The 25,809-nt window shown below is 72.3% G+C and carries 22 protein-coding genes; 15 read left to right on the top strand and 7 right to left on the bottom strand.

The window, feature by feature from the left end; genetic code table 11:
• Positions 1-3: 3 nt before the first annotated feature.
• Complete coding sequence (locus MXD61_RS20110) at positions 4-1,050, bottom strand: hypothetical protein (protein WP_248815014.1); 1,047 nt, start codon at positions 1,048-1,050, stop codon at positions 4-6.
• A gap of 35 nt (positions 1,051-1,085) precedes the next feature.
• Here MXD61_RS20110 and MXD61_RS20105 point away from each other — a divergent pair, with 35 nt between their 5' ends.
• Both MXD61_RS20105 and murA read left to right on the top strand, forming a co-directional pair.
• Complete coding sequence (locus MXD61_RS20105; RefSeq protein WP_248815013.1) at positions 1,086-1,553, top strand: NUDIX hydrolase; 468 nt, start codon at positions 1,086-1,088, stop codon at positions 1,551-1,553.
• Positions 1,554-1,620: 67 nt separating this feature from the next.
• Positions 1,621-2,925 carry a UDP-N-acetylglucosamine 1-carboxyvinyltransferase gene (murA, locus tag MXD61_RS20100; RefSeq protein WP_248815012.1) on the top strand — a complete coding sequence of 435 codons (1,305 nt, stop codon included), beginning with the start codon at positions 1,621-1,623 and terminating at the stop codon, positions 2,923-2,925.
• Positions 2,926-2,983: 58 nt separating this feature from the next.
• On the opposite strand, the gene MXD61_RS20095 is transcribed toward murA, so the two are convergent.
• Entirely contained in the window at positions 2,984-3,361 is a 378-nt protein-coding gene (locus MXD61_RS20095) for a hypothetical protein (RefSeq protein ID WP_248815011.1), read from the bottom strand.
• Positions 3,362-3,796: 435 nt separating this feature from the next.
• On the opposite strand from MXD61_RS20095, the gene MXD61_RS20090 reads away from it, so the two are divergent.
• From MXD61_RS20090 to MXD61_RS28975, 7 genes are all read left to right on the top strand, one after another.
• Positions 3,797-4,432 carry a hypothetical protein gene (locus tag MXD61_RS20090; protein ID WP_248815010.1) on the top strand — a complete coding sequence of 212 codons (636 nt, stop codon included), beginning with the start codon at positions 3,797-3,799 and terminating at the stop codon, positions 4,430-4,432.
• A gap of 147 nt (positions 4,433-4,579) precedes the next feature.
• Complete coding sequence (locus tag MXD61_RS20085; protein ID WP_248815009.1) at positions 4,580-6,661, top strand: protein meaA; 2,082 nt, start codon at positions 4,580-4,582, stop codon at positions 6,659-6,661.
• The gene (locus tag MXD61_RS20080) at positions 6,642-7,256 is read left to right on the top strand and encodes an HD domain-containing protein (protein WP_374629257.1); all 615 of its coding nucleotides are present in this window, start codon (positions 6,642-6,644) and stop codon (positions 7,254-7,256) included. Before MXD61_RS20085 ends, MXD61_RS20080 begins: the two co-directional genes overlap by 20 nt.
• 104 nt (positions 7,257-7,360) lie before the next feature.
• Positions 7,361-8,023, top strand: a complete 663-nt coding sequence (gene nucS, locus MXD61_RS20075; RefSeq protein WP_248815008.1) for an endonuclease NucS — start codon at positions 7,361-7,363, stop codon at positions 8,021-8,023.
• Positions 8,024-8,210: 187 nt separating this feature from the next.
• Positions 8,211-10,046 carry a 3-hydroxyacyl-CoA dehydrogenase family protein gene (locus tag MXD61_RS20070; protein ID WP_374629274.1) on the top strand — a complete coding sequence of 612 codons (1,836 nt, stop codon included), beginning with the start codon at positions 8,211-8,213 and terminating at the stop codon, positions 10,044-10,046.
• 180 nt (positions 10,047-10,226) lie between these two features.
• Positions 10,227-10,844 carry a YkvA family protein gene (locus MXD61_RS20065; protein WP_248815006.1) on the top strand — a complete coding sequence of 206 codons (618 nt, stop codon included), beginning with the start codon at positions 10,227-10,229 and terminating at the stop codon, positions 10,842-10,844.
• Positions 10,841-11,179 (top strand): hypothetical protein, encoded by a 339-nt coding sequence (locus MXD61_RS28975; protein ID WP_374629256.1) that lies wholly within the window; start codon positions 10,841-10,843, stop codon positions 11,177-11,179. Before MXD61_RS20065 ends, MXD61_RS28975 begins: the two co-directional genes overlap by 4 nt.
• Before the next feature lie 109 nt (positions 11,180-11,288).
• Here the strand turns inward: MXD61_RS28975 and MXD61_RS20055 are convergent, their stop codons facing one another.
• Together MXD61_RS20055 and ccrA are read right to left on the bottom strand one after the other, a co-directional pair.
• Positions 11,289-12,002 (bottom strand): sugar-binding protein, encoded by a 714-nt coding sequence (locus tag MXD61_RS20055; RefSeq protein ID WP_248815005.1) that lies wholly within the window; start codon positions 12,000-12,002, stop codon positions 11,289-11,291.
• Positions 12,003-12,076: 74 nt separating this feature from the next.
• The gene (gene ccrA, locus MXD61_RS20050; protein WP_248815004.1) at positions 12,077-13,426 is read right to left on the bottom strand and encodes a crotonyl-CoA carboxylase/reductase; all 1,350 of its coding nucleotides are present in this window, start codon (positions 13,424-13,426) and stop codon (positions 12,077-12,079) included.
• 196 nt (positions 13,427-13,622) lie between these two features.
• On the opposite strand from ccrA, the gene MXD61_RS20045 reads away from it, so the two are divergent.
• The 4 genes from MXD61_RS20045 to meaB all read left to right on the top strand — a co-directional run bounded on the left by MXD61_RS20045 (position 13,623) and on the right by meaB (position 17,770).
• Entirely contained in the window at positions 13,623-14,180 is a 558-nt protein-coding gene (locus tag MXD61_RS20045; protein WP_251080282.1) for a SigE family RNA polymerase sigma factor, read from the top strand.
• Positions 14,177-15,193 carry a VCBS repeat-containing protein gene (locus MXD61_RS20040; protein WP_248815002.1) on the top strand — a complete coding sequence of 339 codons (1,017 nt, stop codon included), beginning with the start codon at positions 14,177-14,179 and terminating at the stop codon, positions 15,191-15,193. Before MXD61_RS20045 ends, MXD61_RS20040 begins: the two co-directional genes overlap by 4 nt.
• 256 nt (positions 15,194-15,449) lie before the next feature.
• Positions 15,450-16,637, top strand: a complete 1,188-nt coding sequence (locus MXD61_RS20035; protein WP_248815001.1) for an acetyl-CoA C-acetyltransferase — start codon at positions 15,450-15,452, stop codon at positions 16,635-16,637.
• Between the two features lie 71 nt (positions 16,638-16,708).
• Complete coding sequence (meaB, locus tag MXD61_RS20030) at positions 16,709-17,770, top strand: methylmalonyl Co-A mutase-associated GTPase MeaB (protein WP_374629254.1); 1,062 nt, start codon at positions 16,709-16,711, stop codon at positions 17,768-17,770.
• Between the two features lie 82 nt (positions 17,771-17,852).
• Here meaB and MXD61_RS20025 read toward each other — a convergent pair whose 3' ends face one another.
• Positions 17,853-19,631 carry a hybrid sensor histidine kinase/response regulator gene (locus tag MXD61_RS20025; protein WP_248815000.1) on the bottom strand — a complete coding sequence of 593 codons (1,779 nt, stop codon included), beginning with the start codon at positions 19,629-19,631 and terminating at the stop codon, positions 17,853-17,855.
• 321 nt (positions 19,632-19,952) lie between these two features.
• Between MXD61_RS20025 and MXD61_RS20020 the strand changes: the two genes are divergently transcribed.
• Entirely contained in the window at positions 19,953-20,258 is a 306-nt protein-coding gene (locus MXD61_RS20020) for an MTH1187 family thiamine-binding protein (protein ID WP_163547740.1), read from the top strand.
• 196 nt (positions 20,259-20,454) lie between these two features.
• Positions 20,455-21,399 (top strand): tetratricopeptide repeat protein, encoded by a 945-nt coding sequence (locus MXD61_RS20015; protein WP_248815068.1) that lies wholly within the window; start codon positions 20,455-20,457, stop codon positions 21,397-21,399.
• A 203-nt stretch (positions 21,400-21,602) separates the two neighbouring features.
• Here the strand turns inward: MXD61_RS20015 and glgB are convergent, their stop codons facing one another.
• Entirely contained in the window at positions 21,603-23,834 is a 2,232-nt protein-coding gene (gene glgB, locus MXD61_RS20010) for a 1,4-alpha-glucan branching protein GlgB (RefSeq protein ID WP_248815067.1), read from the bottom strand.
• A gap of 560 nt (positions 23,835-24,394) precedes the next feature.
• The gene (locus tag MXD61_RS20005; RefSeq protein WP_248814999.1) at positions 24,395-25,798 is read right to left on the bottom strand and encodes an aminoglycoside phosphotransferase; all 1,404 of its coding nucleotides are present in this window, start codon (positions 25,796-25,798) and stop codon (positions 24,395-24,397) included.
• Between the last annotated feature and the right edge of the window lie 11 nt (positions 25,799-25,809).

The raw sequence follows: 25,809 nt of genomic DNA, 5'->3' as shown, positions 1-25,809 counted from the left end.
TCCTCATTGTGCGTCTTGTCCGACCTGCTGACGCACTGCACCACCCGCATCCGCCGGCCCCCATGCAGTCATGACGAACCCCGCCAGCAGGAGTATCAGACCGATGACCGCTGGGGCGAGGCGTTGGCTCGTCGACGCATGGCCGGATGATCCGCTGATCAGCACATGGAATCCCCAGAAGACCAGCAGCGTCACCCCGCCGGCAAGGGTCAGCAGCCCGGCGGCCGGCCTCGCGGGCTGCCCGGCTGCGATGGTGGCCGCCGTTGTGATGAAGGCGATCACGGCGGCCAGCAGGCCCATGATTTCAAGGACCTGACCGCGAACCTGACGGAGTTCCCGTACGGCAGCCTCCTGCCGTTCAGCGAGGCGCTCAGCCTCCTGGGCGTACTGGATGCGGGCGCGAATGATCTGATAATCGCCCATGCGCAGGGGGTATTCGGCGCCTGCGCTGTCCTCGTCCTCAATGGCCCGAGCGATGCTCACGCGGGCGGCGGCGAAGGAGCCGCGTAATGTCGCGATGCGCGCATGGGTGGCGTGATAGCGAGGGTAGCCACCCTCGCTGAGCGCGATCGCCTGACGGATATAGCGCTCGGCGTCAAGGAGCGGGCGTCGATCCTGTTCCGGCTCGCGTTCGTGGCGGTCCGCAATGATCTGTGCGGCAAGGTGAAGGACGCCGGGCACTCCCGGCAGACGCGTGACGGCCTCCACCGCGAAGGTGAGGGCGGCGTCCAGGTTGGCGGGCTCGTCGTCGAGCGTGGCGTAGTACTCGGCCTGGAGAAAGTAGAACATCGGGTGCTCGCCGAAGGCGGACTGGTAGCGGTCGGTGTTTGCTCGGTGGCGTCGATGATCCCGGCGCCGCCAGGCTCGCACCTGTAGGCAGTAGAAGGCGTTGAACCGGGTCTGCTCCGGAAGGTCGGAGTTGTCGACTGTGGCGGTCAACGCGTCATCGCCCGCCGCTGGCTCGGACAGCAGTGCGCGGGCCGCGGTCCCGAACGAGGGATGGGTCTCGGCTGGAAGTCGTGCCAGCCGTTCGGGCAGCGTGTCGGTCACGTCGACTTCTGTGAGACAAAGAGTACGTTCCGTGCATGCATTCGGTGAGCGTAGCGGGCGTGGTGCTCCGTGCGAACGGGGAAGTTCTTGGGATCAGGCGGCGGGATACCGGGGAATGGCAGATTCCGGGTGGCGTGCTCGAGCGGGACGAGTCGATCCACGACGGGGTGCGGCGGGAGATCGCGGAGGAGACCGGTCTGCTCGTCCGACCCCTACGGCTCACCGGTGTGTATCTGAATCTGCCGCGGGCGGTGGTGGCGATGGTGTTTCTTTGCGCGGCCGAGAGCGAGACGGTCGCCGCCAGCACGGAGGAGGCGTCGGAGGTCGGCTGGCTTTCGATCGGCGAGGTGCAGACACGGTTCGAGGGGGTGTTCGCGGTGCGGGTGGCGGACGCTCTGGCGGGCCGGGATGAGGCGTTCGTGCGGGTGCACGACGGGGTGTCGGTCCTTGCGGAGGGCGCTGCGAGCCTGGCGGAGGGCGCTGGGAGACAAGGCGATTACTAGGTGTGCTTGTGGTCAAAGTGGTGGGGGCCGGTGAAGATCTTCCGGCCAGGACCTAGCATCGAGATCCGTGGAACGCTTCGTGGTGACTGGCGGCACCCGGTTGATCGGTGAGGTCGCCGTTCCGGGTGCGAAGAACTCGGTGCTGAAGTTGATGGCCGCGAGTCTGTTGGCTCCCGGCCGGACGGTCCTGACAGCCGTCCCCGACATCCTTGACGTGACGGTGATGGCGGACGTGCTCACGGGGCTGGGTGCCACCGTGAGCCGGCACCGGGAGTGGGAGACACCCTCGGGGGGCGGCGCGGCGGGCGGGCGGTTGTGCATCGACATGCCCGAGGACGCCGGGGGAGCCGCCGATGGTGATCTGGTGCGGCGCATCCGGGCGTCCGTGGCGGTGCTCGGGCCGTTGGTGGCGCGCCGCGGTGAGGCGCGGGTGGCGCTGCCCGGCGGGGACGCGATCGGGTCGCGGGCGCTGGACATCCACGTCAACGGGCTGACCCAGCTCGGTGCGGTGGTGGACGTGGAGGACGGGGTGCTCGTCGCGCGCACCGACGGGCGGTTGCAGGGGGCGTCGATCTGGCTGGACTTTCCCAGCGTCGGCGCCACCGAGAACCTGGTGATGGCGGCGGTGCTGGCGAAGGGCACGACCGTCATCGACAACGCCGCGCGCGAGCCGGAGATCGCCGACCTGTGCGCGATGCTGACGGCGATGGGGGCGCAGATCGGTGGGGCGGGGTCGTCCACGCTCGTGGTGGACGGAGTGGACGGGCTCTCCGCCGTGGAGCACGAGACGGTGGCGGATCGGATCGTCGCCGGGACGTACGCGGTCGGCGCGCTGATGACCGGCGGGGACGTGCTGATCCGTGGCGGTCGGGTGGAGCATCTCGCGATCGTGTTGGAGAAGCTGGTCGAGGCCGGAGCGCAGGTCGACGTGCGCGGGGACGGGTTTCGGGTGACAGGGTCGCAGCGGCCGCGTTCGATCGATGTGGTGACCCTGCCGTACCCGGGGTTCCCGACGGATCTGCTGCCGCAGGTGATCGCACTGGAGGCGATCAGCTCCGGCACGTCGCTGATCACCGAGAACGTGTTCGACAGTCGGTTCGTGTTCTGCCGGGAGCTGCACACCCTGGGCGCCGATCTGCGTACCGACGGCCATCATGTCGTCGTGCGCCAGGCCGCTCGGCTGACCGGTACGCGGGTGATGGCCTCGGACGTGCGGGCGGGGGCGGCCCTGGTGCTCGCGGGTCTGGTCGCCGACGGGGTCACCGAGGTGACCGAGGTGCACCACATCGACCGCGGCTACGCCCATTTCGTCGAGGATCTGCGGGCGTTGGGCGCCGACATCACCCGCGTCCGGGACCGCGCGGTCGCCTGAAGGTGCCACCGGCCATCCACTCGTCCGCCGCTCGGGTGGGAGGGCCGGCGCCCCGGGGTCAGGCGTAGGGGAGCTGACCGCCGCGGGGCGGGCGCAGGGTGCGGGTGGCGCGGGCGGCGTCCACGCCGAAGACGAGCACGTGGCGGCGGTGGCGCGGGCGGGACAGGATGTTGCCGGACGCGTCGATGTGCAGCGGGGTCATCGCCATCGCCCACGTGGAGCGGATGCCCTGGGTGCACAGGACCGCCTGGGCGAGGGTCACCTCGGCCGGGGTGTCGACGATGGCGACGGGCACGAGCAGCCCGAAGTCGTGACCGAGCGGGATACCGCGGGGCAGGGCCCGCAGCGGAGTGCTCGCCCACCGCGCCGCGATGAGCAGCAGCCCCAGTACCACCACCAGCACCGTCGGCCCGATGAGGAACTCCGCCGTGTTCACGGCCGCCCGACACCTCCCGACGCCCCGCTGCTCCGAGGCGGCCCGTCCGGCCTGGCGTGGCTCGCCTGGCCCGCCGTCCATCGTCCCAGACGTTCGCATCGGTCGGCGGGTTCCCGACCGATGCGGGCCGATCCGTCCCCGCGGGCTGGCCACATCTGGTGGTCGGTGGACCGCGTCTGGACGCACGTGGCCGCAGCCTCGCGGCCGGGTCGGCGAATCGTGCGGTGTTTCGCTGGCTGCGGAGGATGATGGCGATGGTGCGATCCGATCGTCTGGTAAGCGGATCGAACCCAAAGGAAAGCGGTGTGTCATCCAGGGTGTGCCTGCCTGCCGCGCGCCCGTCGGATGGGGCATGCTTGCCGGGTACGTGCTGATCGGGTTCGGCCTACGGGTGGCGGCTCGCCGGTCACGGCACGGTGGAGGTTGGACGGAGGCGTGCAGGACGTGGAGGTGCCCGCGCAGGTGGATATCGCCAGCGAACGCGGCGCGCGGCCCGTGGGGCTGCTCGGGGCGCGTGAGCTGCGACCCGTCGTGGTGATCGTGGCGTTCGTCGTCGCGATCGTGCTCGGCCTGGGGATCGGGTTCGCCACCGCCGATCGTGACCACTCCGCCGGCGACACCGCGACCGGTCAGACGCCCGCGGCCGAACTCAGCCCGGTGCAGGGGACGCCGTCCTGGGCGGCCACGCGCAGCCCGGGCGCGGCACACCAGATGGTGCTCAACTCCGAACCGAACCCGGCGGCGCTCCGCCTGGCCCTGCAGTTCACCGTGGCGGCCGAGATCAAGGAGACCGATCCCTCCACCACTGTCACCGCCGCGCAGGTGACGGTGGTGGAGGGCATGTACTTCGGTGCGGTCGAGGGTGTGGACGCCGCGCAGGACCAGTACTGGGCGATCGGCCGGATCAACGTCGCCGGTGCCGCCAGCCCGCCGGCCGATCCGCACGTGTGGCGCCGGATCGGGTCCGGGCCCTGGACGATCGTGAGCCACGGCGCCGGAGCCTGCGACAGCATCCCCAAGGCCCTGGTGGACGTCTGGAAGGGTTCGCTGCAGCCCTGCATCGGCGCCTGAGCGGGTAGCGGGGTATGGACGTTCGGTGAGCGCCGGCGGGGCGTGTGGTCGTAGTCTCATGCCCTCGCCCGCCGTCCGCTCGGCCGGGGCGGGAACACGTCCGTCCCCGGCCGCCGGCGCGGCCCGCTCGGAAATGAGGCCGCGGCGATGACACCAGTGGAGCCGGCGGCAGCGGCTCGGGACCGGCCCTGGATCTTTCGGACCTACGCGGGGCATTCGAGCGCGGCGCGCAGCAACGCGCTCTACCGGCGCAACCTGGCCAAGGGGCAGACCGGCCTGTCGGTCGCCTTCGACCTACCCACCCAGACAGGCTATGACCCGGACCATCCGCTGGCCCGCGGTGAGGTCGGCCGGGTGGGCGTGCCGATCGCGCATCTGGGTGACCTGCGCCAGCTGTTCGACGAGATCCCGCTGGCGCGGATGAACACGTCCATGACGATCAATGCCACGGCGATGTGGCTGCTGGCGCTCTACCAGGTCGTCGCGCAGGAGCAGGGCGCCGACCCGGCGCAGCTCGCCGGCACCACCCAGAACGACATCATCAAGGAGTACCTCTCCCGCGGGACGTATGTCTTCCCACCCGGGCCGTCCCTGCGCCTGGTCACCGACGTCATCGCCTACGCGGTCGCGGAACTGCCGCGCTGGAACCCGATCAACATCTGCAGCTACCACCTCCAGGAAGCCGGCGCCACCCCGGTGCAGGAGCTCGCCTTCTCGATCTGCTCGGCGATCGCCGTGCTGGACGCGGTGGCCGCCGCGGGCATCGGCACGCCGGAGCGGATGAGCGAGGTCTGCCGGCGGGTGTCCTTCTTCGTCAACGCCGGCGAGCGGTTCGTCGAGGAACTGTGCAAGATGCGCGCGTTCGTCGCCCTCTGGGACGAGCTGCTGCGCACCCGCTACGGGGTGACCGACCCGGCCGCCCGCCGGTTCCGCTACGGCGTGCAGGTCAACTCGCTCGGCCTGACCGAGGCACAGCCGGAGAACAACATCATCCGGATCGTGCTGGAGACCCTCGGGGTGACACTGTCGAAGAACGCTCGCTGCCGCGCGTTGCAGCTACCGGCCTGGAACGAGGCGCTGGGCCTGCCCCGGCCGTGGGACCAGCAGTGGTCGCTGCGCATCCAGCAGATCCTCGCGCACGAGACCGATCTGCTCGAGCACGAGGATCTCTTCGAGGGCTCGGTCGTCGTGGCGGCCCGGGTGGACGAGCTGGTCGCCAGCGCCCGCGCGGAGATCGACCGGGTGCAGGCGATGGGTGGCGCGGTGGCCGCCGTGGAAAGCGGCTACCTGAAGTCTGCGATGGTGTCCGCCCAGGCCGACCGCCGGGCCCGGATCGAGGACGGTACCCAGGTCGTCGTCGGCGTGAACAGGTTCACCGAGACCGAGCCGAACCCACTGCTCGCCGAGCTGGACGCGGCGATCCAGCCGGTCGACCCCGAGGCCGAGAAGGCGGCGCAGCGTGCCGTCGCCGCCTGGCGGGCCGGACGGGACGCGGCCGCTGTCCGCGCGGCCCTGCTCGAGCTGCGCGCCGCCGCCGCGACCACCGCGAACCTGATGCCCGCCACCCTGGCCTGCGTCCGCGCCGGGGTGACCACTGGCGAGTGGACCGACACTCTTCGTGAGATCTTCGGCGAGTACCGCGCCCCGACCGGCGTCGCCGGCGCCACCCGCACCACCGCCCCGGGCGCCTCGTCCACGGCCGGCGGCTCGTCCACGGCAGGTGTCCCGTCCAGCGGGGGTGAGGTGGGCGCTGGGGGACGTTCGCGGGCGGACGAGGTGCGTGAGCTGGTCGTGCGCACCCGGGCCGAGCTGGGGCGGCCGGTCCGGCTGCTGATCGGCAAGCCCGGTCTGGACGGGCACTCCAACGGTGCCGAACAGATCGCGGTGCGGGCCCGTGACGCCGGATTCGAAGTGATCTACCAGGGCATCCGGTTGACGCCGGCGCAGATCGTGGCCGCGGCGATCGAGGAGGACGTCCACGTGGTGGGCCTGTCCATCCTCTCCGGTGCCCATCTGGACCTGGCGACGGAGGTAATCGGTGGGCTGCGGGCCGCCGGTGCCGGCGACCTGCCGGTGATCGTCGGGGGCATCATCCCGCCGGCCGACGCACAACGCCTGACCCGACTCGGCGTGGCCGGCGTCTTCACTCCCCGTGACTTCGAGCTGGACGCCATCATCCTGAACATCCTGGAGGTCGTACGGTCAGCTCATGGGCTCGAGTCCTCCTGACGGCACCCCTGCCACCTCCGCCACCCCTGCCACCCCTGCCACCCCTGCCAGCTCTGCCACCCCTGCCAGCCCCGCCGCGGCTGCTCCGGCGGTGCCCTCGCTCGAGGACGCGGTGGCGCTGGCGACCCGGATGCACGCCGGGCAACGGGACAAGGCCGGTGACGAGTACATCGGCCATCCCCGTCGGGTCATGGAGACGGTGTCCCGCACCGCCGGACCGGCCGGGGTCGACCCCCTGGCCGCCCAGTTCGCCGCGATCCTGCATGACGTCGTCGAGGACAGCGAGATCACGCTGGAGTACCTGACCACGGCCGGATATCCGACCCCGGTCGTCGCCGCGGTGGACGCGCTCTCGCATCGTCCGGACGAGTCCATGCGCGACTACCTGGCCCGGGTCGCCGCCGACCCGCTGGCCGTCGTCGTCAAACACGCCGACATGCAGGACAACTCCGACCCCGTCCGGCTGGCGCGGCTGGGCGCCGAGAAGGCCCAGTCCCTGGGCCAGCGCTACGCCGGGCGCCGGGCGTTGCTCGATGACCTGGTCCTCCAACACCACCGCGGCGCCGCGAACCCGTCCGCCGGGGGATCTTCCTGACGGTCCTGCCGCTCGTCTGTCGTGGGCGTTCGGCGGGCGCCGGACGACTGCTGGCGGTCGGGGGTCGGGCAGGGGGGCCGGATCGGGCGCGGTACCGTGACCGCATGCGGTTGGTGATCGCTCGGTGCAGCGTCGACTACGTCGGGCGGCTCACCGCCCATCTGCCAAGCGCGGTACGGCTCGTGCTGGTCAAGGCGGACGGTTCGGTGTCCATCCACGCGGATGGCCGAGCGTACAAACCGCTGAACTGGATGAGCCCGCCCTGTGTCATCGCCGAGGAGCCCGGCGTGTGGCGGGTGACCAACAAGGCGTCCGAACAGCTCATCATCACCATCGAGGACGTGCTCCACGACTCCAGCCATGAGCTGGGGATCGACCCCGGCCTGCGCAAGGATGGCGTCGAGGCGCATCTGCAGGTCCTGCTGGCCGACCGTCCGGACGCGATCGCACCCGGGCTCACCCTGGTCCGCCGGGAGTACGAGACCGGCATCGGTCCCGTGGACCTGCTCTGCCGCGATCTCGACGGCTCCACGGTCGCCGTCGAGATCAAGCGCAAGGGTGAGATCGACGGGGTCGAGCAGCTCACCCGCTACCTGGCCCGGCTGCGTGATGATCCGGCGCTGCCGCGCCCGGTGCGGGGCATCCTCGCGGCCCAGTCCATCACCCCCCAGGCCCGTCTGCTCGCCGCCGACCGCGGCCTGGGCTGCGCCGTCGTTGACTATGACGACCTGCGCGGCCTGGAACCCTCCATCCCCACCCTGTTCTGACCCTCGCCCCCACGGCGACCCCCGCACATCCCGCACATCCCGCACATCCGCGGCCTCGCACCGGGGCGTCGTGAACCATGGCCGTGGTTCGCCGGCGGATGATCGTCGGGCCGGGCCGGGGGTGGCCTGGGAGGATCGGCGCGTCCGCGGTATCACCGTCGGTAGCGGGGAGCGTGGCATGGCCGAGATGTCGTTGTCGGAGCGGCCGATCGCCGTCGTGGGACTGGGCACGATGGGCGCGGGGATCGCCGAGGCGCTCGCCCGGGCGGGGTTCACGGTGGTCGGAATCGAGCGGGACGCCGACGCGCTGCGCCGCGGCGGTGAACGGGTGGCGCGATCGCTCGAACGGGCCAGGGCGCACGGTCAGCTTGATGCCGCCGGGCACGACGCCGTGGTCGCCCGGCTGCGGCTTGGCACCGATCTCGCGGCGGTCGCCGCCGCGGGGACGAGCGGCTGCGGACTGGTCATCGAGGCCGTCGAGGAGCGGCTGGAGGCCAAGGCGGCACTGCTCGCCCGGCTGGACGAGCTGGCCGCGCCGGACACGGTGCTCGCGACCAACACCAGCTCGCTGTCGGTGCTGGAGCTCGCCGCCGGGACGGGACGACCGCAGCGCGTCCTGGGCATGCACTGGTTCAACCCGGCGCCGGTGATGCGCCTGGTCGAGGTGGTGCGCACGGTGGTGACCGACCCCGATGCGCTGGCGATGGTGGTCGAGGTGGCCGAGGCGGCCGGCAAGACACCGGTCGTGACCGCCGACCGGGCCGGGTTCATCGCGAACGCCCTGCTGTTCGGCTATCTCAACGACGCGGTGCGGATGGCCGAGGCCCGCTTCGCCACCGCGTCCGACATCGACACCGCGATGCGGCTGGGCTGCGGGCATCCGATGGGGCCGCTCGCCCTGCTCGACCTGATCGGGCTGGACACCGCCCGGGAGATCCTCGACTCGATGTTCGCCCAGACCGGCGATCGCCGCCACGCGCCGGCGCCGCTGCTCGGCCAGCTCGTCGCCGCCGGCCTGCTGGGACGCAAGTCCGGACGGGGCTTCCACACCTACCCGCCGGCCACCGGCCCGGACTCGAACGGGACGGTGCCGGGCGACCCGACACCAGCAGCGGTACCGGCAGCGGCAGCGCCGCCCTCCCGGCCGGTACGCGTGTGCGGGGTGGTGGGCGGCGGCACGATGGCGCTGGGGATCACGCAGGTGCTGCTGCGCAGCGGGCATGAGGTGGTGGTGCGGGTGCGCCGTCCCGACCAGGCGGATCCCGCCGCGGCCGGGGGAGTGCGGGGACGGTTGGACGCCGCGCTGGCGGCCGCGGTGACCCGTGGACGGTGTACCGAGGACGAGCGTGCGGCGGCGCTCGGCCGGCTGCGGACCACGACCGACCTGGGAGATCTCGGCGACTGCGACATCCTCATCGAGGCCGTGGTCGAGGATCTGGCGGTCAAACGGGCGCTGTTCAGCGATCTGGACAAGGTGGCCCGACCGGGGGCGGTGCTCGCGACGACCACGTCATCCCTGCCGGTGATCGAATGCGCCACGGCGACGAGCCGGCCGCGGGATGTCGTGGGGATGCACTGGTTCAACCCGGCGCCGGCGATGCGTCTGGTCGAGGTGGTGCCGACGGTGCTCACGGGGGCGGCGGCGACCGAGACGGTACTGGCGCTGGCCCGAGCGGCGGGGCAGCAGCCGGTGCGCTGCGCCGACCGGGCGGGCTTCATCGTCAACGCACTGCTGTTCCCGTATCTGGGCGACGCGATCCGCATGGTGGCGGCCCACTACGCCACGATGGAGGACATCGACACGGCGATGACGCTCGGGTGTGCCCATCCGATGGGGCCGTTCGCGCTCGCGGACGTGATCGGACTGGACGTCACCCTGGCCATCACCCGGTCGTTGCACGAACAGTTCCGCGAGCCGGGCCTCGCACCCGCCGCGTTGCTCGAGCAGCTGGTTCGTGCTGGCTTTCTCGGTCGCAAGACGGGACGGGGCTTTCGGGAACACAGCCGTCGCGCGCCGGTGTGAGGCCACCGGGAGGCCCCCACCCGGTGGTGTCGGCGGCCGAGGAGGGTCGGTGACGCGCACTAGAATGTGGTCGGTCGACCGGATGCCCGGTTTGCGGATGCGTGATCGCTGGTACAGGTGATCACAGGTACCGGCGGGTAGCTGGGTACTGGCGGGTAGCTGGGAGGTGGCACGGCGGCGATGGCCACGCTCGACAAGGACGCTCTGCTGACCTTTGGCCGGGAGGTCGTGACCTTTCTGCCCGACCTCGTCGTGATGTTGCGTCGGGTGGTCGCCGATCCGCGGGTGCCGCACTCGGCGAAGGTGGAGGCCGCGGTGGCGCTGGCCTATCTGGCGTCGCCGAAGAACCGGGTGACGAACATGATCCCCGTCGTCGGCCAGCTCGATGATGTGGCGATCGTGGCGTTCGCGTTCCGTCGGCTGGTGGTCGGCGCCGGCGAGCCGATTCTGCGGGAGCACTGGCGCGGCAGCGACCGTGGTTTCCAGGTGCTCATCGGCGCCTCGGCGGCGTTGGCGAGCCCCGCGGGAGCTGTGCGCAAGGCGAAGGTGGCACGGTCACTGGTCGTGGCCGGCATCGACCGGGTCCGGCCGGGGCACGCGGCACGCGGTGCGTCGGGCGGGGAAGCCCCGCGCATCGTCGACGGTGAGGTCGTGAGCCGGGCGGACTGGGTGACCGAGTCCGATGCCGGTCCGGCGGGTGGCGGTGCCGGGTCCGGCCCGTGGCGAGGGCGGCGGGACAGGGACCGGGATCGTGGCCGGGGCGGCTCCGGTCCGGCAGGTGGAACCACACGCTCGTGACCCGCGGGGCACGCCGTGGCGGGGGCGTACAGCGACGGCGGCGATCCGGGCACGAGCGTGAACGTGAACGGGACACGGGGCCGCGGCCGGGTGTGTGGTGGATCGCGGACCCGGTGGTGCGGCTGCGCGACGGCGAGTGGACCGTCCGGTCGCTCAGCGGGGCGGCGTCGGTGAAGATGTACCGGTGCCCCGGCTGTGATCACGAGATCAGACCGGGCACGCCGCATCTGGTCGTGTGGCAGCCGGAGCGGGTCGACGACCGCCGGCACTGGCACCGCGGCTGCTGGGAGCGCCGTTGTCGCGCGTCCCGGCCACGGCCGAACCAGGCAGGCTGACGCCCGGCCCGCAGGGCTGACCGACCCCTGGGGCCACCATGAACCACCCGGACCGCCGAACGGACCACGGCGCCCGACGGCGCCACGCCCGAGGGCCGTGCGGGTGCGGTCAGGCGCCGCGCCCGGCGGGGGCCGGCAGGGCCTGCGGCTCGGCGGTGAGCGCCTTGCGGTCGTCCATCGGGGTGGCCTCGATCGAGGCGATCGAGGCGCTCGCGGCGGTCAGCTTGTCGCGCAGGGCACCGAGCTGGGTCGTCACCTGGTCGCGCAGGGCGGCGAGCTGGGTGGTGACCTGTTCACGCTGGCGTTCGAGGTCGCCGAGACGCCGCCGGGACTCGTCCTCGGCCGCGGCCGCGGTCGAACGGGCGAGGTCCACGATCCGCTCGGCTTCGGCGCGCGCCGTCGAGACGATCGAGGCGGCCTGCTCGTCGGCGTCGCGCAGGGTCTTCTCCCGCGCGGCCTCGGCCTCGGTGACGATGCGCCGGGCCTCCTCGAGCCGGGCCTCGGCCTCCCTGGTCCGCTCGGCGCGGACGGTGGCGGCCTCCTCCTCGGCGAGCTGGAGGATCTGGGTGACCCGGCCACCGAACTCCTCCCAGGCGGGACGGTTGGCGGCCAGGTCGTCACGGACCCGGGCCGCCTCGCTCGCCGCCTCCGACGCCGCGGCCTCGGCTGCCGCCCGGTGCGCCTCGGCCTCGTGGAGCTGTTCGGTCAACCAGTTCACGTGGTGTGTGACCTGGTTGGGGTCGTAGCCACGACGCACCAGGTCGAACGCGGGGGTCCCGCCGGACTCGCCGGCCATCGGGATCAGATCGGTGTGTTCGGTCATAGGACCTGAGCATCTCAGACGCTGCGGCACAGCGTGAGGCCAGCCGGTGTTTGGGCCCGTCGCGAATTCCGCGACTACACGCCACGGAACCGGTTGATTGCCCTCAGGTGGCGGGCGCGTAGCTGTTCGTCGCGCACACCCAGCCCTTCGGACGGAGCCAGACACAGGACACCGACCTTGCCCTGATGGACGTTGCGGTGCACATCCCGGGTGGCCTGGCCGGTTTCGGCAAGTGGGTACACCCGGGAGAGGGTCGGGTGGATCATCCCCCGGCAGACCAGGCGATTGGCCTCCCACGCCTCCCGGTAGTTCGCGAAATGCGTGCCGATCACCCGCTTGAGGTGCATCCACAGGTAACGATTGTCGAACTCATGGCGAAATCCACTCGTCGACGCGCAGGTGACGATCGTCCCGCCACGCCTGGCCACATAGACGGAGGCGCCAAAGGTCTCCCGTCCGGGGTGTTCGAACACGATGTCCGGGTCCTCCCCGCCGGTGAGCTCGCGGATGCGACGGCCGAACCGCTGCCACTCCGAAGGGTCCTGGGTGTGTTCGTCGCGCCAGAACCGGTAGCCCTCGGCGGCCCGGTCGATGACCAGGTCGGCACCGAGCGCCCGGCACAGCGCCGCCTTGGCCGGCGAGGAGACCACACACACCGGAATCGCGCCACCGCGCAGCGCCAGCTGGGTGGCGTAGGAGCCCAGCCCGCCCGAGGCACCCCAGATCAGCACGATGTCGCCCTGCTTCATCGTCGCCCCGTTGGTGGAGACCAGCTGCCGGTAGGCGGTCGAGTTGACCAGACCGGGGGCGGCGGCCTCCTCCCAGGTGAGATGCGCGGGTTTGGGCATGAGCTGGTTGGCCTTGACCAGGGCAAGCTCGGCCAGGCCACCGAAGTTCGTCTCGAAACCCCAGATCCGCTGCTCGGGATCCAGCATCGTGTCGTTGTGACCATCGGCGTGTTCGAGCTCGACCGACAGGCAGTGCGCCACGACCTCGTCCCCCGGGGACCAGACATGTACTCCTGGTCCTGTCCGCAGCACGACTCCGGCCAGATCGGACCCCACCGCGTGATACGGCTGGTCATGACGAGCCGCAAGGGCGGACGTCCGGCCATAGCGGGACAGGAACCCGAACGTCGGCACCGGCTCGAAGATCGAAGTCCAGACAGTGTTGTAGTTCACGGAGGAGGCCATGACGGCGACCAGCGCCTCACCGGGGCCGAGTTCCGGGGTCGGTACCTCGTCGACATGCAGCGAGCGGCGCGGGTCCTTCTCCTGGGTGGGCAGGCCGTCGAACATGGCCGTCTCGTCCCGGCGAACCACCACGGCACGGTACGAATCGGGCACCGTGAACTGGGCGAACTCGGCATGACGGGCCTCGGACGGCGGGAGCCCGGCGATGATCGCCTCGACGATGTCCTTCACGGTCGGCCTCCAGCGGCGGGTGATGGGTCCCGGGCGCCGCACGGTGGCGGAGCGCGGCGGCGTGTCGCGATGCGGTGGCAGGGGGTGGGGGCTGTCTGTTTGGCACGCGACGCGATAGAACGATTCGGACAACCCGTGGTGAGTTCGGGGCAACTTCGAGGGCCAGGTCGGCGTCCAACGTGGCGTGACCGCGCCCATGACTGTCGTAGAAGGGTGGCGGCCCGTGCCTGCGCGGAGCGACGCCGCCCGTAGCGATGTCGCGCGGGACGCGGACGCCGCCCTGACCGCCCTGTACTCCGAGCACTACCGGTCGCTCGTGCGTCTCGCCGCGCTGCTGCTGGACGACATCGGCCTGTGCGAGGAGGTCGTCCAGGACGCCTACATCCGGGTGCATGCGGCCTGGGGGCGGCTCCAGGACCGGGACAAGGCCCTGGCCTACCTTCGGCAGACAGTCGTCAATCTCGCACGCTCCACGCTGCGTCGTCGACTCGTCGCTCTTAAGCATGCCCCGAAGCCGATGCCCGATGCCGCGAGTGCCGAGGAGGGGGCCTACTCTCTGGTCGAGCGGGCCGCCGTCATCCAGGCACTGCGTGAGCTGCCGCGGCGTCAGCGAGAGGCGGTCGTCCTGCGCTACTACGCCGACATGTCCGAGGCGGACGCGGCGGCGGTGATGGGCTGCAGCGTCGGCTCGGTGAAGGCCTACACCTCCCGGGGGCTGTCCGCGCTCAGCGGCAAGCTGGAAGGGCTGCGGTGAGCACGTTGGAACCGAACGAGCTCACACGGTTGCTCAGCGAGGCGGTCGACCCGATCCGGCCCTCCGCGGACGCCTACCGGCAGATCCGGGCCGGTATCGATCGTCGGCGCCGCTGGCGGCTGCCGGTGTTCACCCTTGGCGGGATGGTGATGGCCGCGCTGATCGCGCTGGCCGTGGTCGCGATCCGACCCAGTCCGTCCAACCAGTTGGTCGAACCCGCGGCCCCCCCGGTGATGCCGAGCAACTACACCGGTCCGACCCAGGCCGGCACCGGCTCCGGGCCCAGCGGCTCGGGTTCCACCCATGGTGGTGGCCAGTCATCCGGTGGCGGCGGTTCGGCTACCGGCACCGGCGGGGGCACCAGCACACCGTCCAGATCGCCCGGCACCCGGCCGACCTCGCCGGCGACCATCTCGCCCACGGTGTCGGCGAGTCCCAGCTCACCGTCGTCCTCGACGGGCCCCGGTGTCAACAGTCCGCCGCTGCCCAGCCCGGCCGCCAGGCCGGCGGGGGCCGGTGACATCGACGGGGACGGTCGCTCCGAGGACGTGTCGTCCGACGGCGCCACCGTCAGGGTGACGTTCTCGCGGGACGCGGTTGTCGCCCGGGTGACCCTGCCCGAGATCTCCGTGCCGCTGACAAGCGCCGTCGTCGACATCGACGGTGACGGTTTCGGTGAGCTGCTGGTGCAGACCAGCGACAGCGGCGGCACGAAGAGCTACGCGCTGCTGCACTACATCGGCCTCGACACCCTGGTCGCCGTCGCCCTGCCCACCGGGCTCACCCTGACCTCAGGGACGCACACCAACACCGCCAGCGGTTTTCGCTGCGGCGACCACGACCTCGAGATCAGCGTCGGAACCTCCACGGACGGAAACGCGTTCTCCGTCACCACCACGGCGCTGACCCTGAGCAGGGACGGCCTGACCGTGACCGGCAGCCCGGCCACCAGCACCGTGCGGCTGCCCTCCGACACGTCTCCCTTCGTCCCAGGCTGCGGCTCGCTGTCCTGACGGCGGCGCCCCCGGGACGCCCGGCCACGACCGCCGCGGGCGGGGTGTCCCGGTCCGGGTGGCAGCGGCCCGAGCCCGTCGTGTGGCCGGGCCGTGGGGCCACACGACGCGGGCGCCACGAGCAAGATCACGTTATCGTGGTGTCCACGGGAACGAGCGTGGTGTCCCGAGTCAGAGGGGCGAGGCCCAGTGGGCACGATGCCGGCGGGCTGGATACCGGCGGGCACGTTGCCGGCGGGGCGATGAGGAGGCAGGCATGCCGGGTTCCGTGATCGTGGCCGGTGCGCGGACACCGATCGGGAAGCTCTCGGGGGCGCTCAGGGGCTTCACCGCGGCGCAGCTCGGCGGCATCGCGATCCGCGGCGCGCTGGAGCGGGCCGGGCTCACCGGCGACCAGATCGACTACGTGATCCTGGGGCACGCCATCCAGGCCGGCGCGGGTCCGATCGCCTCCCGACAGGCCGCTGTCGAGGCCGGCATCCCGATGCGGGTCCCCGCGGTCACCATCAACAAGCTGTGCCTGTCCGGGCTGGACGCGATCGCCCTGGCCGACACCTACATCGCCGCCGGCGAGTTCGACCTGGTCGTCGCCGGCGGGATGGAGTCGATGACCGCCGCGCCGCACCTGGTCCGCTCCCTGCGCGCCGGGGTGAAGTACGGCGACACCGCCCTGACCGACTCGATCGACACCGACGCGCTGCTGTGCGCGTTCGACCAGGTCTCGATGGGCGCCAGCACCGACCGGCACAACGGCCGGCTGGCCATCACCCGCGCCGAGCAGGACGAGATCGCCGCCCGCTCGCACCAGCGGGCCGCCGCCGCCGCCAAGAACGGCCTGTTCGACGACGAGATCGTCCCGGTCACCGTGCCCCAGCGTCGCGGCGAGCCACTGGTGATCAGCGCCGACGAGGGGGTGCGCGCCGACACCACCGCGGAGTCGCTCGCCCGCCTGCGTCCCGCCTTCGGCAAGGACGGCACGATCACCGCCGGCTCCGCCTCCCAGCTCTCCGACGGCGCCGCCGCGGTCATCGTGGCCAGCCGGGCCAAGGCCGAGGAGCTCGGCCTGCCGATCCTCGCCGAGGTCGGCCACCACGGCTTCGTCGCCGGCCCCGACGCCACCCTGCACTCCCAGCCGTCGAACGCGATCACCGCGGCGCTGGCCAAGGAGGGCCTGACCCCCGCCGACCTCGACCTCGTCGAGATCAACGAGGCGTTCGCCGCGGTGTCGGTCCAGTCGGTGCGCGAACTCGGCCTCAACCCCGAGATCGTCAACGTCAACGGCGGCGCGATCGCGATCGGTCATCCGCTCGGCGCCTCCGGCACCCGCATCGCCCTGACTCTGATCAAGGAGCTGGCCCGCCGCGGTGGCGGCCTGGGTGCCGCTGGTCTGTGCGGCGGTGGCGGCCAGGGCGACGCTCTCATCCTGCGCGTCCCGACGGCCTGACCGGGTCCCCGACGGCCCTGACCGGGTCACAGCCTCGGTTCGCTGAAGGTCCCCGGGAACCGGACGGCCGGGTGGACACTGGATCGGTGCGGGCGAACCAGCGGGACACCGGGCCGGTACGGCCCGCCGCGGCCGGCGCCGGGATCGCGGGTCTGGTCGCCGCGGCGGCCGAGGGCGACCGGCGGGCCGTGGCCCGGCTGCTGTCGTTGGCCGAGAACAACCCGGCCGGATGGCCGGAGCTGAGCGCCGCCCTCACCGCGCACGCGGTCCACTCCGGGCCGGCCAGGCCCGCGCAGATCGTCGGGCTGACCGGGCCACCTGGGGTGGGCAAGTCGACGACGACCGCGGCACTCGCTCGTGCCTTTCGGGACGCCGGGCGGCGGGTGGGGGTGCTGGCGGTGGACCCGTCCTCCCCGGTGACCGGCGGCGCGCTGCTGGGCGACCGGATTCGGATGACCGAGCTCGCCGGTGACCCGGGTGTCTTCGTGCGCTCCCTGGCCAGCCGTGGTCAGCTCGGCGGTCTGGCTCTGGCGACCGCGCAGGCGCTGCGTGTGCTCGGGGCCGCCGGCTACGACCTGCTGCTGGTCGAGACGGTCGGGGTGGGCCAGGCCGAGGCCGACATCGCCGCGCTGGCCGACACCACCTGTCTGCTGCTCGCGCCCGGCGCCGGAGACGGCGTGCAGGCGGTCAAGGCCGGTCTGCTCGAGGTGGCCGACATCCTGGTCGTGAACAAGTCCGATCAGCCGGGTGCCGACCGTACCGCCGCCGACCTCACCGCGATGCTTCGCCTGGGCCGACGGACGCCGGAGGCGGACGGTCCCGGTCCGGGGGTGGTCCGGCTGGCGGCCGTCCACGGGCAGGGGATCGACATCCTCCTCGGGCGGATCACGGACCACTACCAGTGGCTGGTCGCCTCCGGCGAGCTCGGACGGCGCCGATTGGCCCGCGCCCGCGGCGAGATCCGCACGCTCGCGCTGGCCACTGTGCGGGCCAGGCTCGCCGACCCGGCGATGGAAGCCGCACTCACCGCACTCGCCGGCGCCGTGGTCGACGCGACGATCGACCCCGCCCGGGCGTCCGAGCGCCTGCTGTCCGCCGCCTGGTCACCCCCGGCGGACGCGTCGACCGACTGACCCCTGCCACCCACCACCGGTGGGGTGATGCGACGACGGCCCGTGACGACAACGCCGTCCTTGAACGATCGTGGACAGCGCGCTAGCGGTGGGCGGGAACCGTGGCGGTCAGCGCGGCGGTGACGGTGGTGAGGCTCGCGGGAACAAGCGGCAGGTCCAGGACGTCGACGGCGCCGGACCGGCGCAGTCGGGTGCGTTCGGGCGAGTCGGCATCCTCCGCCAGCACGAACGCCGGGATGGCGGCGCCGGTCGGGTCCGCCGCCAGCTGCGCGAGCAGCTCCGGCGCGGACGCGTCGGGAAGATCCTGGTCGATCAGGACGAACGCCGGCCGGGCCCGGCGCACCGCGTCCAGGGCCAGCCCTGCCCGTGGCACGGTGACGGTGTCGGCGCCAAGGGTGTCGGCGAGGACCTTCGCGACGGCGGAGCGCACCGCCGGATCGCCGCTGACATGGACCACCCGCAGGTCGTCCGAGGGTGCTCGCCGCCCGTTCGAACCGCCCGACAGCGCCGCCGCCGCACCGCTGTACCCACTCGCGGCACCCGCGCTCCAGCCGACCCCGCCAGCGGAACCCTGTGCTCCGGCGCCGGCGGGACCGCTCGTGCTCCCGTATCCCTTCGCGCCGGTGTAGCTGCCCGTGCCGGTGCGATCTCCCGCGCCGCCGTAGCCCTCCGAGGAGCCGTAGCCCTCCGAGGCACCGTAGCCGCCCGAGGAGCCGTAGCCGCCCGAGGAGCCGTAGCCGCCCGAGGAGCCGTAACCGCCCGAGCCACCGCTGTAGGGCTGGTCGAAGCCGTCGTCGTCGTAGGCGTCCGGGTCCTCGAAGCGCATGTCGACGGCGTCCAGCACAACGGCGAACACGCTGCCGACACCGTGCCGGCTGGCGACCGTCAGCACACCGCCCATCGCTGTCACCAGGGCGTGGGACAGGGCGAGGCCCAGGCCGCTGCCCTCGATGCCCGTGCGTTCGGCGCCGAGGCGTTCGAACGGTCGGAACAGGCGGTCGATCGCGCGGGGCGAGAGGCCCACGCCGTCGTCCTCGACCTCGATGCGAATCCGCGAGCCGGTGATCGGGACGACGCCGACCCGGACGCAGCCGCCCTCGCGGCCGTACTTCAGCGCGTTGCCGACCAGGTTCAGCAGAACCTGCCAGAGTCGGCGACGGTCCGCGTCGGCGATCAGCGGTTCGGCCGGATGGATGACCCGGCGGATGCTGCGCGGCGCGGCCAGCGGCTCGACCAGCTCCACCACGCCCTTGACGATGTCCAGGACGTTCACCGGACCCTTGCTGATGTCGCCGCGGCCAGCCCGCAACCGGGCCAGGTCGAGCACGTCGTCGATGAGCGCCTGCATGTGCCGGCCGCCGGTGATGATGCGTTCGACATCGTCGTGCAGATCGGGGGAGAGCGGCTCCAGCTCGAGGAGCTGGGCGAAGCCGAGCATCGCGTTCAGCGGTGTGCGCAGCTCGTGGCCGAGCCGGGCGATCAGTTCGTCCTTGGCGCGCGACTCGTTCTCGGCGACCTCACGGGCCCGGCTGTCGCTGGTGTCCCGGGCGATGACGACCAGCCCGCCCTCGGGATCGCGCCGGACGGTGACGTGGTGCGGCGCGGTGGCCCCGGAGCCCGTGACCAGGCCGACCGACCCGCGCCACTGATCGCTGTGCGCCAGCCCGGCGGTGACCGCCTCGACCAGGGCCACCCGGAACGCCGGGTCGACCACCTCGACCAGATCGGTGACATGCGGATCGCGCGGCACACGGTCGGCCAGGAACGCCTGGGCGGCCACACCCATGTCGGTGACATGGCCGTCCGCGCCGACGACCACCGCAAGGTCCGTCAGCGCGTCGAGCAGCGTGCGTGGCCCCACCTACGCCTCGTTATCCGTCTTCGTCCACCCCACGGCGGGCAATGGTAGGGCGTGTCGCCAGGCCCTGTTGTCCCGGGTTTGCGCAATCGCCCGTTCGGTGCGCCACCCGTGACTTCTGGTGACATGTCGACAGCTTACCGGCCGCCCGGATTTGTCACGGTAGCAGGCGGCTGTCGGCCCTCCGGAGACGCCGGTCCGCCGGCCCGTGGGCCGCACTCCGGCCGCCGTCACCCGCCGATCGCCGTCGTCCGGCGTGGGACGTCGTCCACCGGGGAGGGTCATCGGATGGTCGGACGGGGCTTCGCGTGGTAGGTGTGGTTCATGCTGGTTGCCTTCAGTGTCACGCCCATCGGAGCCGGCGAGGGGGTCGCGGAGCTGGTAGCCGAGGCCGTCCGGGTCGTACGCGCCAGCGGCCTGCCGCACGAGACCAACGCGATGTTCACGACCATCGAAGGGGACTGGGACGAGGTCATGGAGGTCGTGCGCCGCGCGACCGAGGCCGTCCGTGCCCACGCGGGCCGGGTGAGCCTCGTCCTGAAAGCCGACCTGCGGGACTCCGTGGACGACGCGCTGCACAGCAAGGTGGCCAGCATCGAGCGCATCCTCGCCGCCGACGATCCGGCCTGACGATCCGGCCTGACCCGGCCGGACGAGCCCGGTCTGACGCGCGGGCCGACGAGCGGAGCTACAGCCGGACGCGAACTGGCGCCGGCCAGCACCTCCGTGGACGCGCGCCGGATGTCACGATGGAGGCATGCAACGTAGGCCACCAGTTCCATCCGGAGTGCCGCGGGGCGCGGGAGGCCCGGGACGACCCGGGCGACTGCCCGACAGCCTCGGCGGCCTGCGCCTCGCCGGCGCCGTTCCGCTCGACCCCAAGCCGGCCGCTGCGCCCCCACCACCCAACCCGGGTCCCGCCCCCGCGGGAGCGGGCGGCGGCGCCCCGGCCGGCGCGGGCACCACCACCGGCCCGGTGGTGATCGACGTGACCGAAGCGAGCTTCGAGGCGGACGTGGTCAACCGCTCGATGCGGGTACCGGTCGTGCTCGACTTCTGGGCCTCGTGGTGTGGCCCGTGCAAGCAGCTCAGCCCGGTGCTGGAGAAGCTCGCGGCGGACGACGGCGGGCGCTGGATTCTCGCGAAGATCGACGTCGACGCCAACCCGCAGCTCGCCCAGGCGGCCGGGGTGCAGGGCATTCCGACCGTCAAGGCGGTCGTTGGCGGGCGCATCATCGGCGAGTTCACCGGCGCCGTCCCCGAGCGGGAGGCCCGCGCCTGGCTCGACCAGCTGCTGTCCGCCGTCGCCGAGGCGACCGGCGATGCGCCCGGTGGTGTACCCGGCGGCGCGCCCCAACAGGACCCGCACCTCGCCGCCGCCGAGGACGCCCTCGCCCAGGGCGATCTCGACACGGCGGTCGAGTCCTACCGCGCTCGTCTCGACGAGGCGCCCGGCGACCCGGAAGCCACGCTGGGCCTGGCCCGGGCCGAGCTGCTGCGCCGGGTACGCGATCACGACCCGGCCCGTATCCGGGCTCGTCTCGCCGCCGATCCGGACGACCTCGAGGCCGCGATCGCCGCCTCCGACCTGCGTCTGGCCGAGGGTGACACCCCCGGTGCCCTGGCCGACCTGGTCGCACTGGTCCGGCGCACCAGTGGCCCCGAGCGCGAGCAGGTCCGAGCCCACCTGGTCGGTCTCTTCCAGGCCCTGGGTGAGGAGGACCCCGCCGTGGCCCCCGCCCGCAGATCCCTGGCCGCAGCCCTGTTCTGACCCCCGCTCCGTTCTGGCCCACCCGCACCGTGGCCAGATGATCGTTCTTGCCGGGGCCTGCCGAGGAATCCGCTGTTTCGATCCCTGCGCAGGCCCCGGCCGACACTGCCCTGGTCGCGGCCCCGGCGTCATGGACCCGGACCGCCCGGTTCCGCATGGGGTCCGCCGGGTGTCGGTGCGGGTCAGGGGCGGTGGGGTGCGGGTCAGACAGTGGGGTCGTGGCGGAGCCAGATGGCGCCGAGGACAGGCAGGGTGACGGACGCGGAGGCCGGCAGGCCGTGGTACGGCCGGTCGGTGGCCTCGACCGCTCCCAGGTTGCCGAGATTGGCGCCGCCGTAGCGCTGGCTGTCGGTGTTGAGCACCTCCCGCCAACGGCCGGGGAACGGCAGCCCGATCCGGTGCTCGTGGTGGGCGATGCCCGCGAAGTTCGTGATGCAGGCGATCACACCGGAGCCGCCGGAGGTCGCGTCACCCGAGCCGGTGCCGGCGGTGTCGGAGGCGCCGGACCAGCGTAGGAACGAGAAGACGTTGTTGCCGGTGTCGTTGGCGTCGATCCAGGAGAAGCCGGTGGGGTCGACGTCCCGGCGGTAGAGCTCGGGGGAGGCCCGGTAGAGGGCGTTGAGGTCGCGGACAAGGGCGGCGAGACCGTGGTGACCGGGCTCGTCGAGCAGGGGCCAGTCGAGGGAGGCGGCCTCGTTCCACTCGTTGTCCTGGCCGAACTCACTGCCCATGAAGAGCAGTTTCTTGCCGGGATGCGCCCACATGTAGGCGTACAGGGCGCGCAGGTTCGCCAGCTGCTCCCAGCGGTTGCCGGGCATGCGGCGCAGCATCGAACCCTTGCCGTGGACGACCTCGTCGTGGCTGAACGGCAGGATGTAGTTCTCCGAGTAGGCGTAGACCATGGAGAACGTCATCTGGTGATGGTGGAAGCTGCGGTGCACCGGCTGGTGGGAGGTGTAGTCCAGGGTGTCGTGCATCCAGCCCATGTTCCATTTGAAGCCGAAGCCGAGCCCGCCCAGATGCGTCGGGCGGGTGACACCGGGCCAGGCGGTCGACTCCTCGGCGATCATCATGGCGCCGGGGAAACGGCGGTAGACCGTCGCGTTGGTCTCCTGCAGGAAGGCGACGGCGTCGAGGTTCTCCCGGCCGCCGTGCTCGTTGGGCAGCCACTGGCCGTCGGGGCGGGAGTAGTCCAGGTAGAGCATGGCGGCGACGGCGTCGACCCGCAGGGCGTCGACGTGGAACTCCTCGAACCAGTACACGGCGTTGGCGACGAGGAAGTTGCGCACCTCGGGACGGCTCACGTCGAAGACGTAGGTGCCCCAGTCGGGCTGCTCACCGCGGCGCGGATCGGGGTGCTCGTACAGGGGGGTGCCGTCGAAGCGGCCCAGCGCCCAGGAGTCGCGGGGGAAGTGCGCGGGCACCCAGTCGACGATCACGCCGATACCGGCCTGGTGCAGGGTCTCGACGAGGTGGCGGAACTCGTCCGGGCTGCCGAAGCGGGCCGTCGGCGCGTAGTAGGCCGAGACCTGGTATCCCCAGGAGCCGCCGAAGGGATGCTCGGCGACGGGCAGCAGCTCGACGTGGGTGAAACCGCTGTCCTGGACGTAGGCGGTGAGCTGTTCGGCGAGCTCGAGATAGGACAGTCCGCGCCGCCAGGAGCCCAGGTGCACCTCGTAGATGCTGATCGGTTCGGTGTGCCAGGCGGTGCTGGCCCGACGCGCGATCCAGTCCCCGTCCGACCAGGTGTGGGTCGAGTGGGTGACGACGCTCGCGGTCGCGGGCGGAACCTCGGTGCGGAAGGCCATCGGATCGGCCTTCTGCCGCCAGACACCGTCGAAGCCGAGGATCTCGTACTTGTAGCGCAGGCCGGCGCCCGCACCGGGGACGAACAGCTCCCACACACCGCAGCTGCCCAGCGAACGCATCGGGAAGGCGCGGCCGTCCCAGAAGTCGAAGTCGCCGACCAGGCGCACCCCCCGCGCGGACGGGGCCCACACCGCGAAGCTGACACCGGTGACCGCCTGGCCGCCGGGGGTGTGCAGGGTGCGCGGGTGGGCGCCGAGGACCTTCCACAGCTGCTCGTGGCGTCCCTCGGCGATCAGATGCCGGTCGATCTCGCCGACGGTCGGCAGATGCCGGTAGGGATCGTCGATGACGCCGGTGGCGTGCGGGTAGGTCACCTCGACCTGGTAGTCGGGCAGGTGGCCGGGCAGCACGGCGGCGAACACCCCGCCGCTGTGCAGCCGGGTGGCGGGGTAGCGCGCCTCGCCGACGAGCAGGGTCGCGCAGCTCGCGTCCGGGCGCAGCACGCGTACGACGGTCGCGTCGCCGCTGGGATGGGCGCCGAGCACCGAGTGCGGGTCGTGATGGGTGCCGGCCACCAGCCGGTCCAGCACCCCGGGCAGTACGTCCAGCGGCGGCGGCTCGGCCATGGCCGTCGCCCGCGCCGTGCCGTTCACCTCGGCCGGCCGCTGCGGTTCATCCACGTCACCCTCGCCTGTCGGTACCCCGCCACTGCCTGACCTGTCGCCACTGCCTGACCTGTCGGCGCTGCCCGATCCGTCGGCGCTGCCGGTCCCGTCGCCCGCGGGGGTGGCGCCGGCGGACTCGGCGGACGGCACGGTCTCGGTCTGTTCGGTCTCGGCTCGTTCGGTGGTGGCGGTGGTCGGCTCGCCGGGGTGGCTGAACCGCTCGGCGGCGCGATCGGCCAGGGCCACCCGGCCCTCCCGGTCACGGATCGACGCGTCGGGGCCGGCGGGTCCGGCGGGACCGGCAGGGGCCGGCCAACCGATGGCTCCCTGCGCGCCTCGGCGCCCCGTTCGCGCCGTGCCGTTGGTGACGTCGCCGTTGGTCACGGGGACACCCCTGCCTCTCTCCGCGTGGGGGATCAGGTGATCTGGATGGTCGAACGGGCCTGGATGGTCGGACGGGCCTGGATGGTCGGACGGGCCTGGATGGTCGGACGGGCCTGGATGGTCGGACGGGCGGAGTGCTAACCGGCGGGTGCGGCGGGTGCCGCGGTCGCGGTGAGCCGGGTGACCGCGGCCAGCGGGATCCGAATCCAGCCGGGTCGGTGACGTGCCTCGTAGAGCACCTCGTAGACGGCCTTGTCGAGTTCCAGGGCGCGCAGCATCGTCGCGTCGTCGCGCGGGTCACGTCCGGCGGTGGCGGCGTAGCCCTGGCAGAAGGCGTCCCGGTTGCGCTGCGCCCATTCCCGAGCGCGGTACTCCAGGCCCGGCTCGTCGTCCCGTTCGAGCTGGAGTGACCGGGCCGCGTAGTCGAAGGAACGCAGCATCCCGGCGACGTCGCGCAGGGGGGACTCGAGGCCGACGCGGTCGGTGACCGGCCGGGCCGGCTCGCCCTCGAAGTCGAACAGCACCCAGCCGGAGTCGACCCGCAGCACCTGACCCAGGTGCAGATCGCCGTGCAGGCGTTGGAAGGGCCGGGGGTGCACGAGGGCCGGGGGCGCTGCGTGCAGCGCGTCGTAGACGGTGCGGATCGCCTCCGCGTGTGGGTGCAGCGCGTCCACCCCGTCGAGGGCGGCGTCGAGGCGGCCGCGCAGGTAGGCGGCGAGCCCGCGCAGGTCGTCCGCGGTCGGCGGGCGGGTCGGCAGGGCGCGGGCGAGGTCGGCGTGGACCTGTGCGGTGGCGGCGCCGAGGCGTTCGGCCTCGGCGGCGAAGTCACCCCCGACCTCGTCGGCGCGCAGGTCGGCCTCGGCGTACAGGTCGCGGACGCTGGCCAGCGCCATCCGCCAGCCCTCGCTGCCACTGCGCAGGTACTGCTGCAGGAAACCGAACGTGGTCGGGACGCCGGTGACCTCGCCGGTGTACCAGGCCACCGGTGCGGCCACGTGCTGGCTGCCGACGGCGGCCAGCGCCCGGGTCACCTCGAGGTCGGGGTTCTCGCCGGGCCACAGCCGGCGGAACACCTTGAGGATGTAGGCGTCGCCGTAGACGACGGAGGAGTTGGACTGCTCGGCCCCGATCGGGGCCGCGGGCAGGTCGACCAGCGGTACCCGGGTGTCGTCGTCCGGCGCCGGGAAGCGTTCGGCGACGAGGTCGTCGCGGTGCACGGCCCGGGCGAGGAAGTCCAACAGTGTGGCCGCGCCGGAGGGATCGGCGAGCCCGTCGTACACCAGGCCGCCGGCGCACTCGCCGATCAGGAAGCCCTCGTGCCCGTGCGGCGCGTCATGGCGCAGCACCAGCGGGACCTGGTAGAACTCGGCGGGGCCGCGGTCGTAGTCGACCTCGATGATCAGCAGCCGCAACGGCTCGCTGACCAGGATGTCCCGGTGAATCCGCAGCCTGCCGCCGGCCCGGCCCTTGCCGGCGAACCAGCGCTGCCGCGGCAGCCAGTCCGTCAACAGGCCGGTCAGTTCACCATGGTGGTCACCCATCCCCGGCCTCC

Origin of the sequence: Frankia sp. AgPm24, from assembly GCF_023243055.1 — a bacterium.
GTDB classification, from domain to species: Bacteria; Actinomycetota; Actinomycetes; order Frankiales; family Frankiaceae; genus Frankia; species Frankia umida.
Note: the sequence above shows the minus strand (reverse complement) of the source record. Positions and strands in the feature narration are given on the sequence as shown.

Excerpts from the sequence above, each read along its gene's own strand:
- MXD61_RS20085 (WP_248815009.1), top strand. The coding sequence starts at position 4,580 with ATGACACCAGTGGAGCCGGCGGCAGCGGCTCGGGACCGGCCCTGGATC.
- MXD61_RS20035 (WP_248815001.1), top strand. The coding sequence starts at position 15,450 with ATGCCGGGTTCCGTGATCGTGGCCGGTGCGCGGACACCGATCGGGAAG.
- MXD61_RS20065 (WP_248815006.1), top strand. The coding sequence starts at position 10,227 with ATGGCCACGCTCGACAAGGACGCTCTGCTGACCTTTGGCCGGGAGGTC.
- MXD61_RS20020 (WP_163547740.1), top strand. The coding sequence starts at position 19,953 with ATGCTGGTTGCCTTCAGTGTCACGCCCATCGGAGCCGGCGAGGGGGTC.
- MXD61_RS20080 (WP_374629257.1), top strand. The coding sequence starts at position 6,642 with ATGGGCTCGAGTCCTCCTGACGGCACCCCTGCCACCTCCGCCACCCCT.
- MXD61_RS20070 (WP_374629274.1), top strand. The coding sequence starts at position 8,211 with ATGTCGTTGTCGGAGCGGCCGATCGCCGTCGTGGGACTGGGCACGATG.
- MXD61_RS20045 (WP_251080282.1), top strand. The coding sequence starts at position 13,623 with ATGACTGTCGTAGAAGGGTGGCGGCCCGTGCCTGCGCGGAGCGACGCC.
- MXD61_RS20055 (WP_248815005.1), bottom strand. The coding sequence starts at position 12,002 with ATGACCGAACACACCGATCTGATCCCGATGGCCGGCGAGTCCGGCGGG.
- glgB (WP_248815067.1), bottom strand. The coding sequence starts at position 23,834 with ATGGCCGAGCCGCCGCCGCTGGACGTACTGCCCGGGGTGCTGGACCGG.
- MXD61_RS20105 (WP_248815013.1), top strand. The coding sequence starts at position 1,086 with ATGCATTCGGTGAGCGTAGCGGGCGTGGTGCTCCGTGCGAACGGGGAA.
- nucS (WP_248815008.1), top strand. The coding sequence starts at position 7,361 with ATGCGGTTGGTGATCGCTCGGTGCAGCGTCGACTACGTCGGGCGGCTC.
- MXD61_RS20005 (WP_248814999.1), bottom strand. The coding sequence starts at position 25,798 with ATGGGTGACCACCATGGTGAACTGACCGGCCTGTTGACGGACTGGCTG.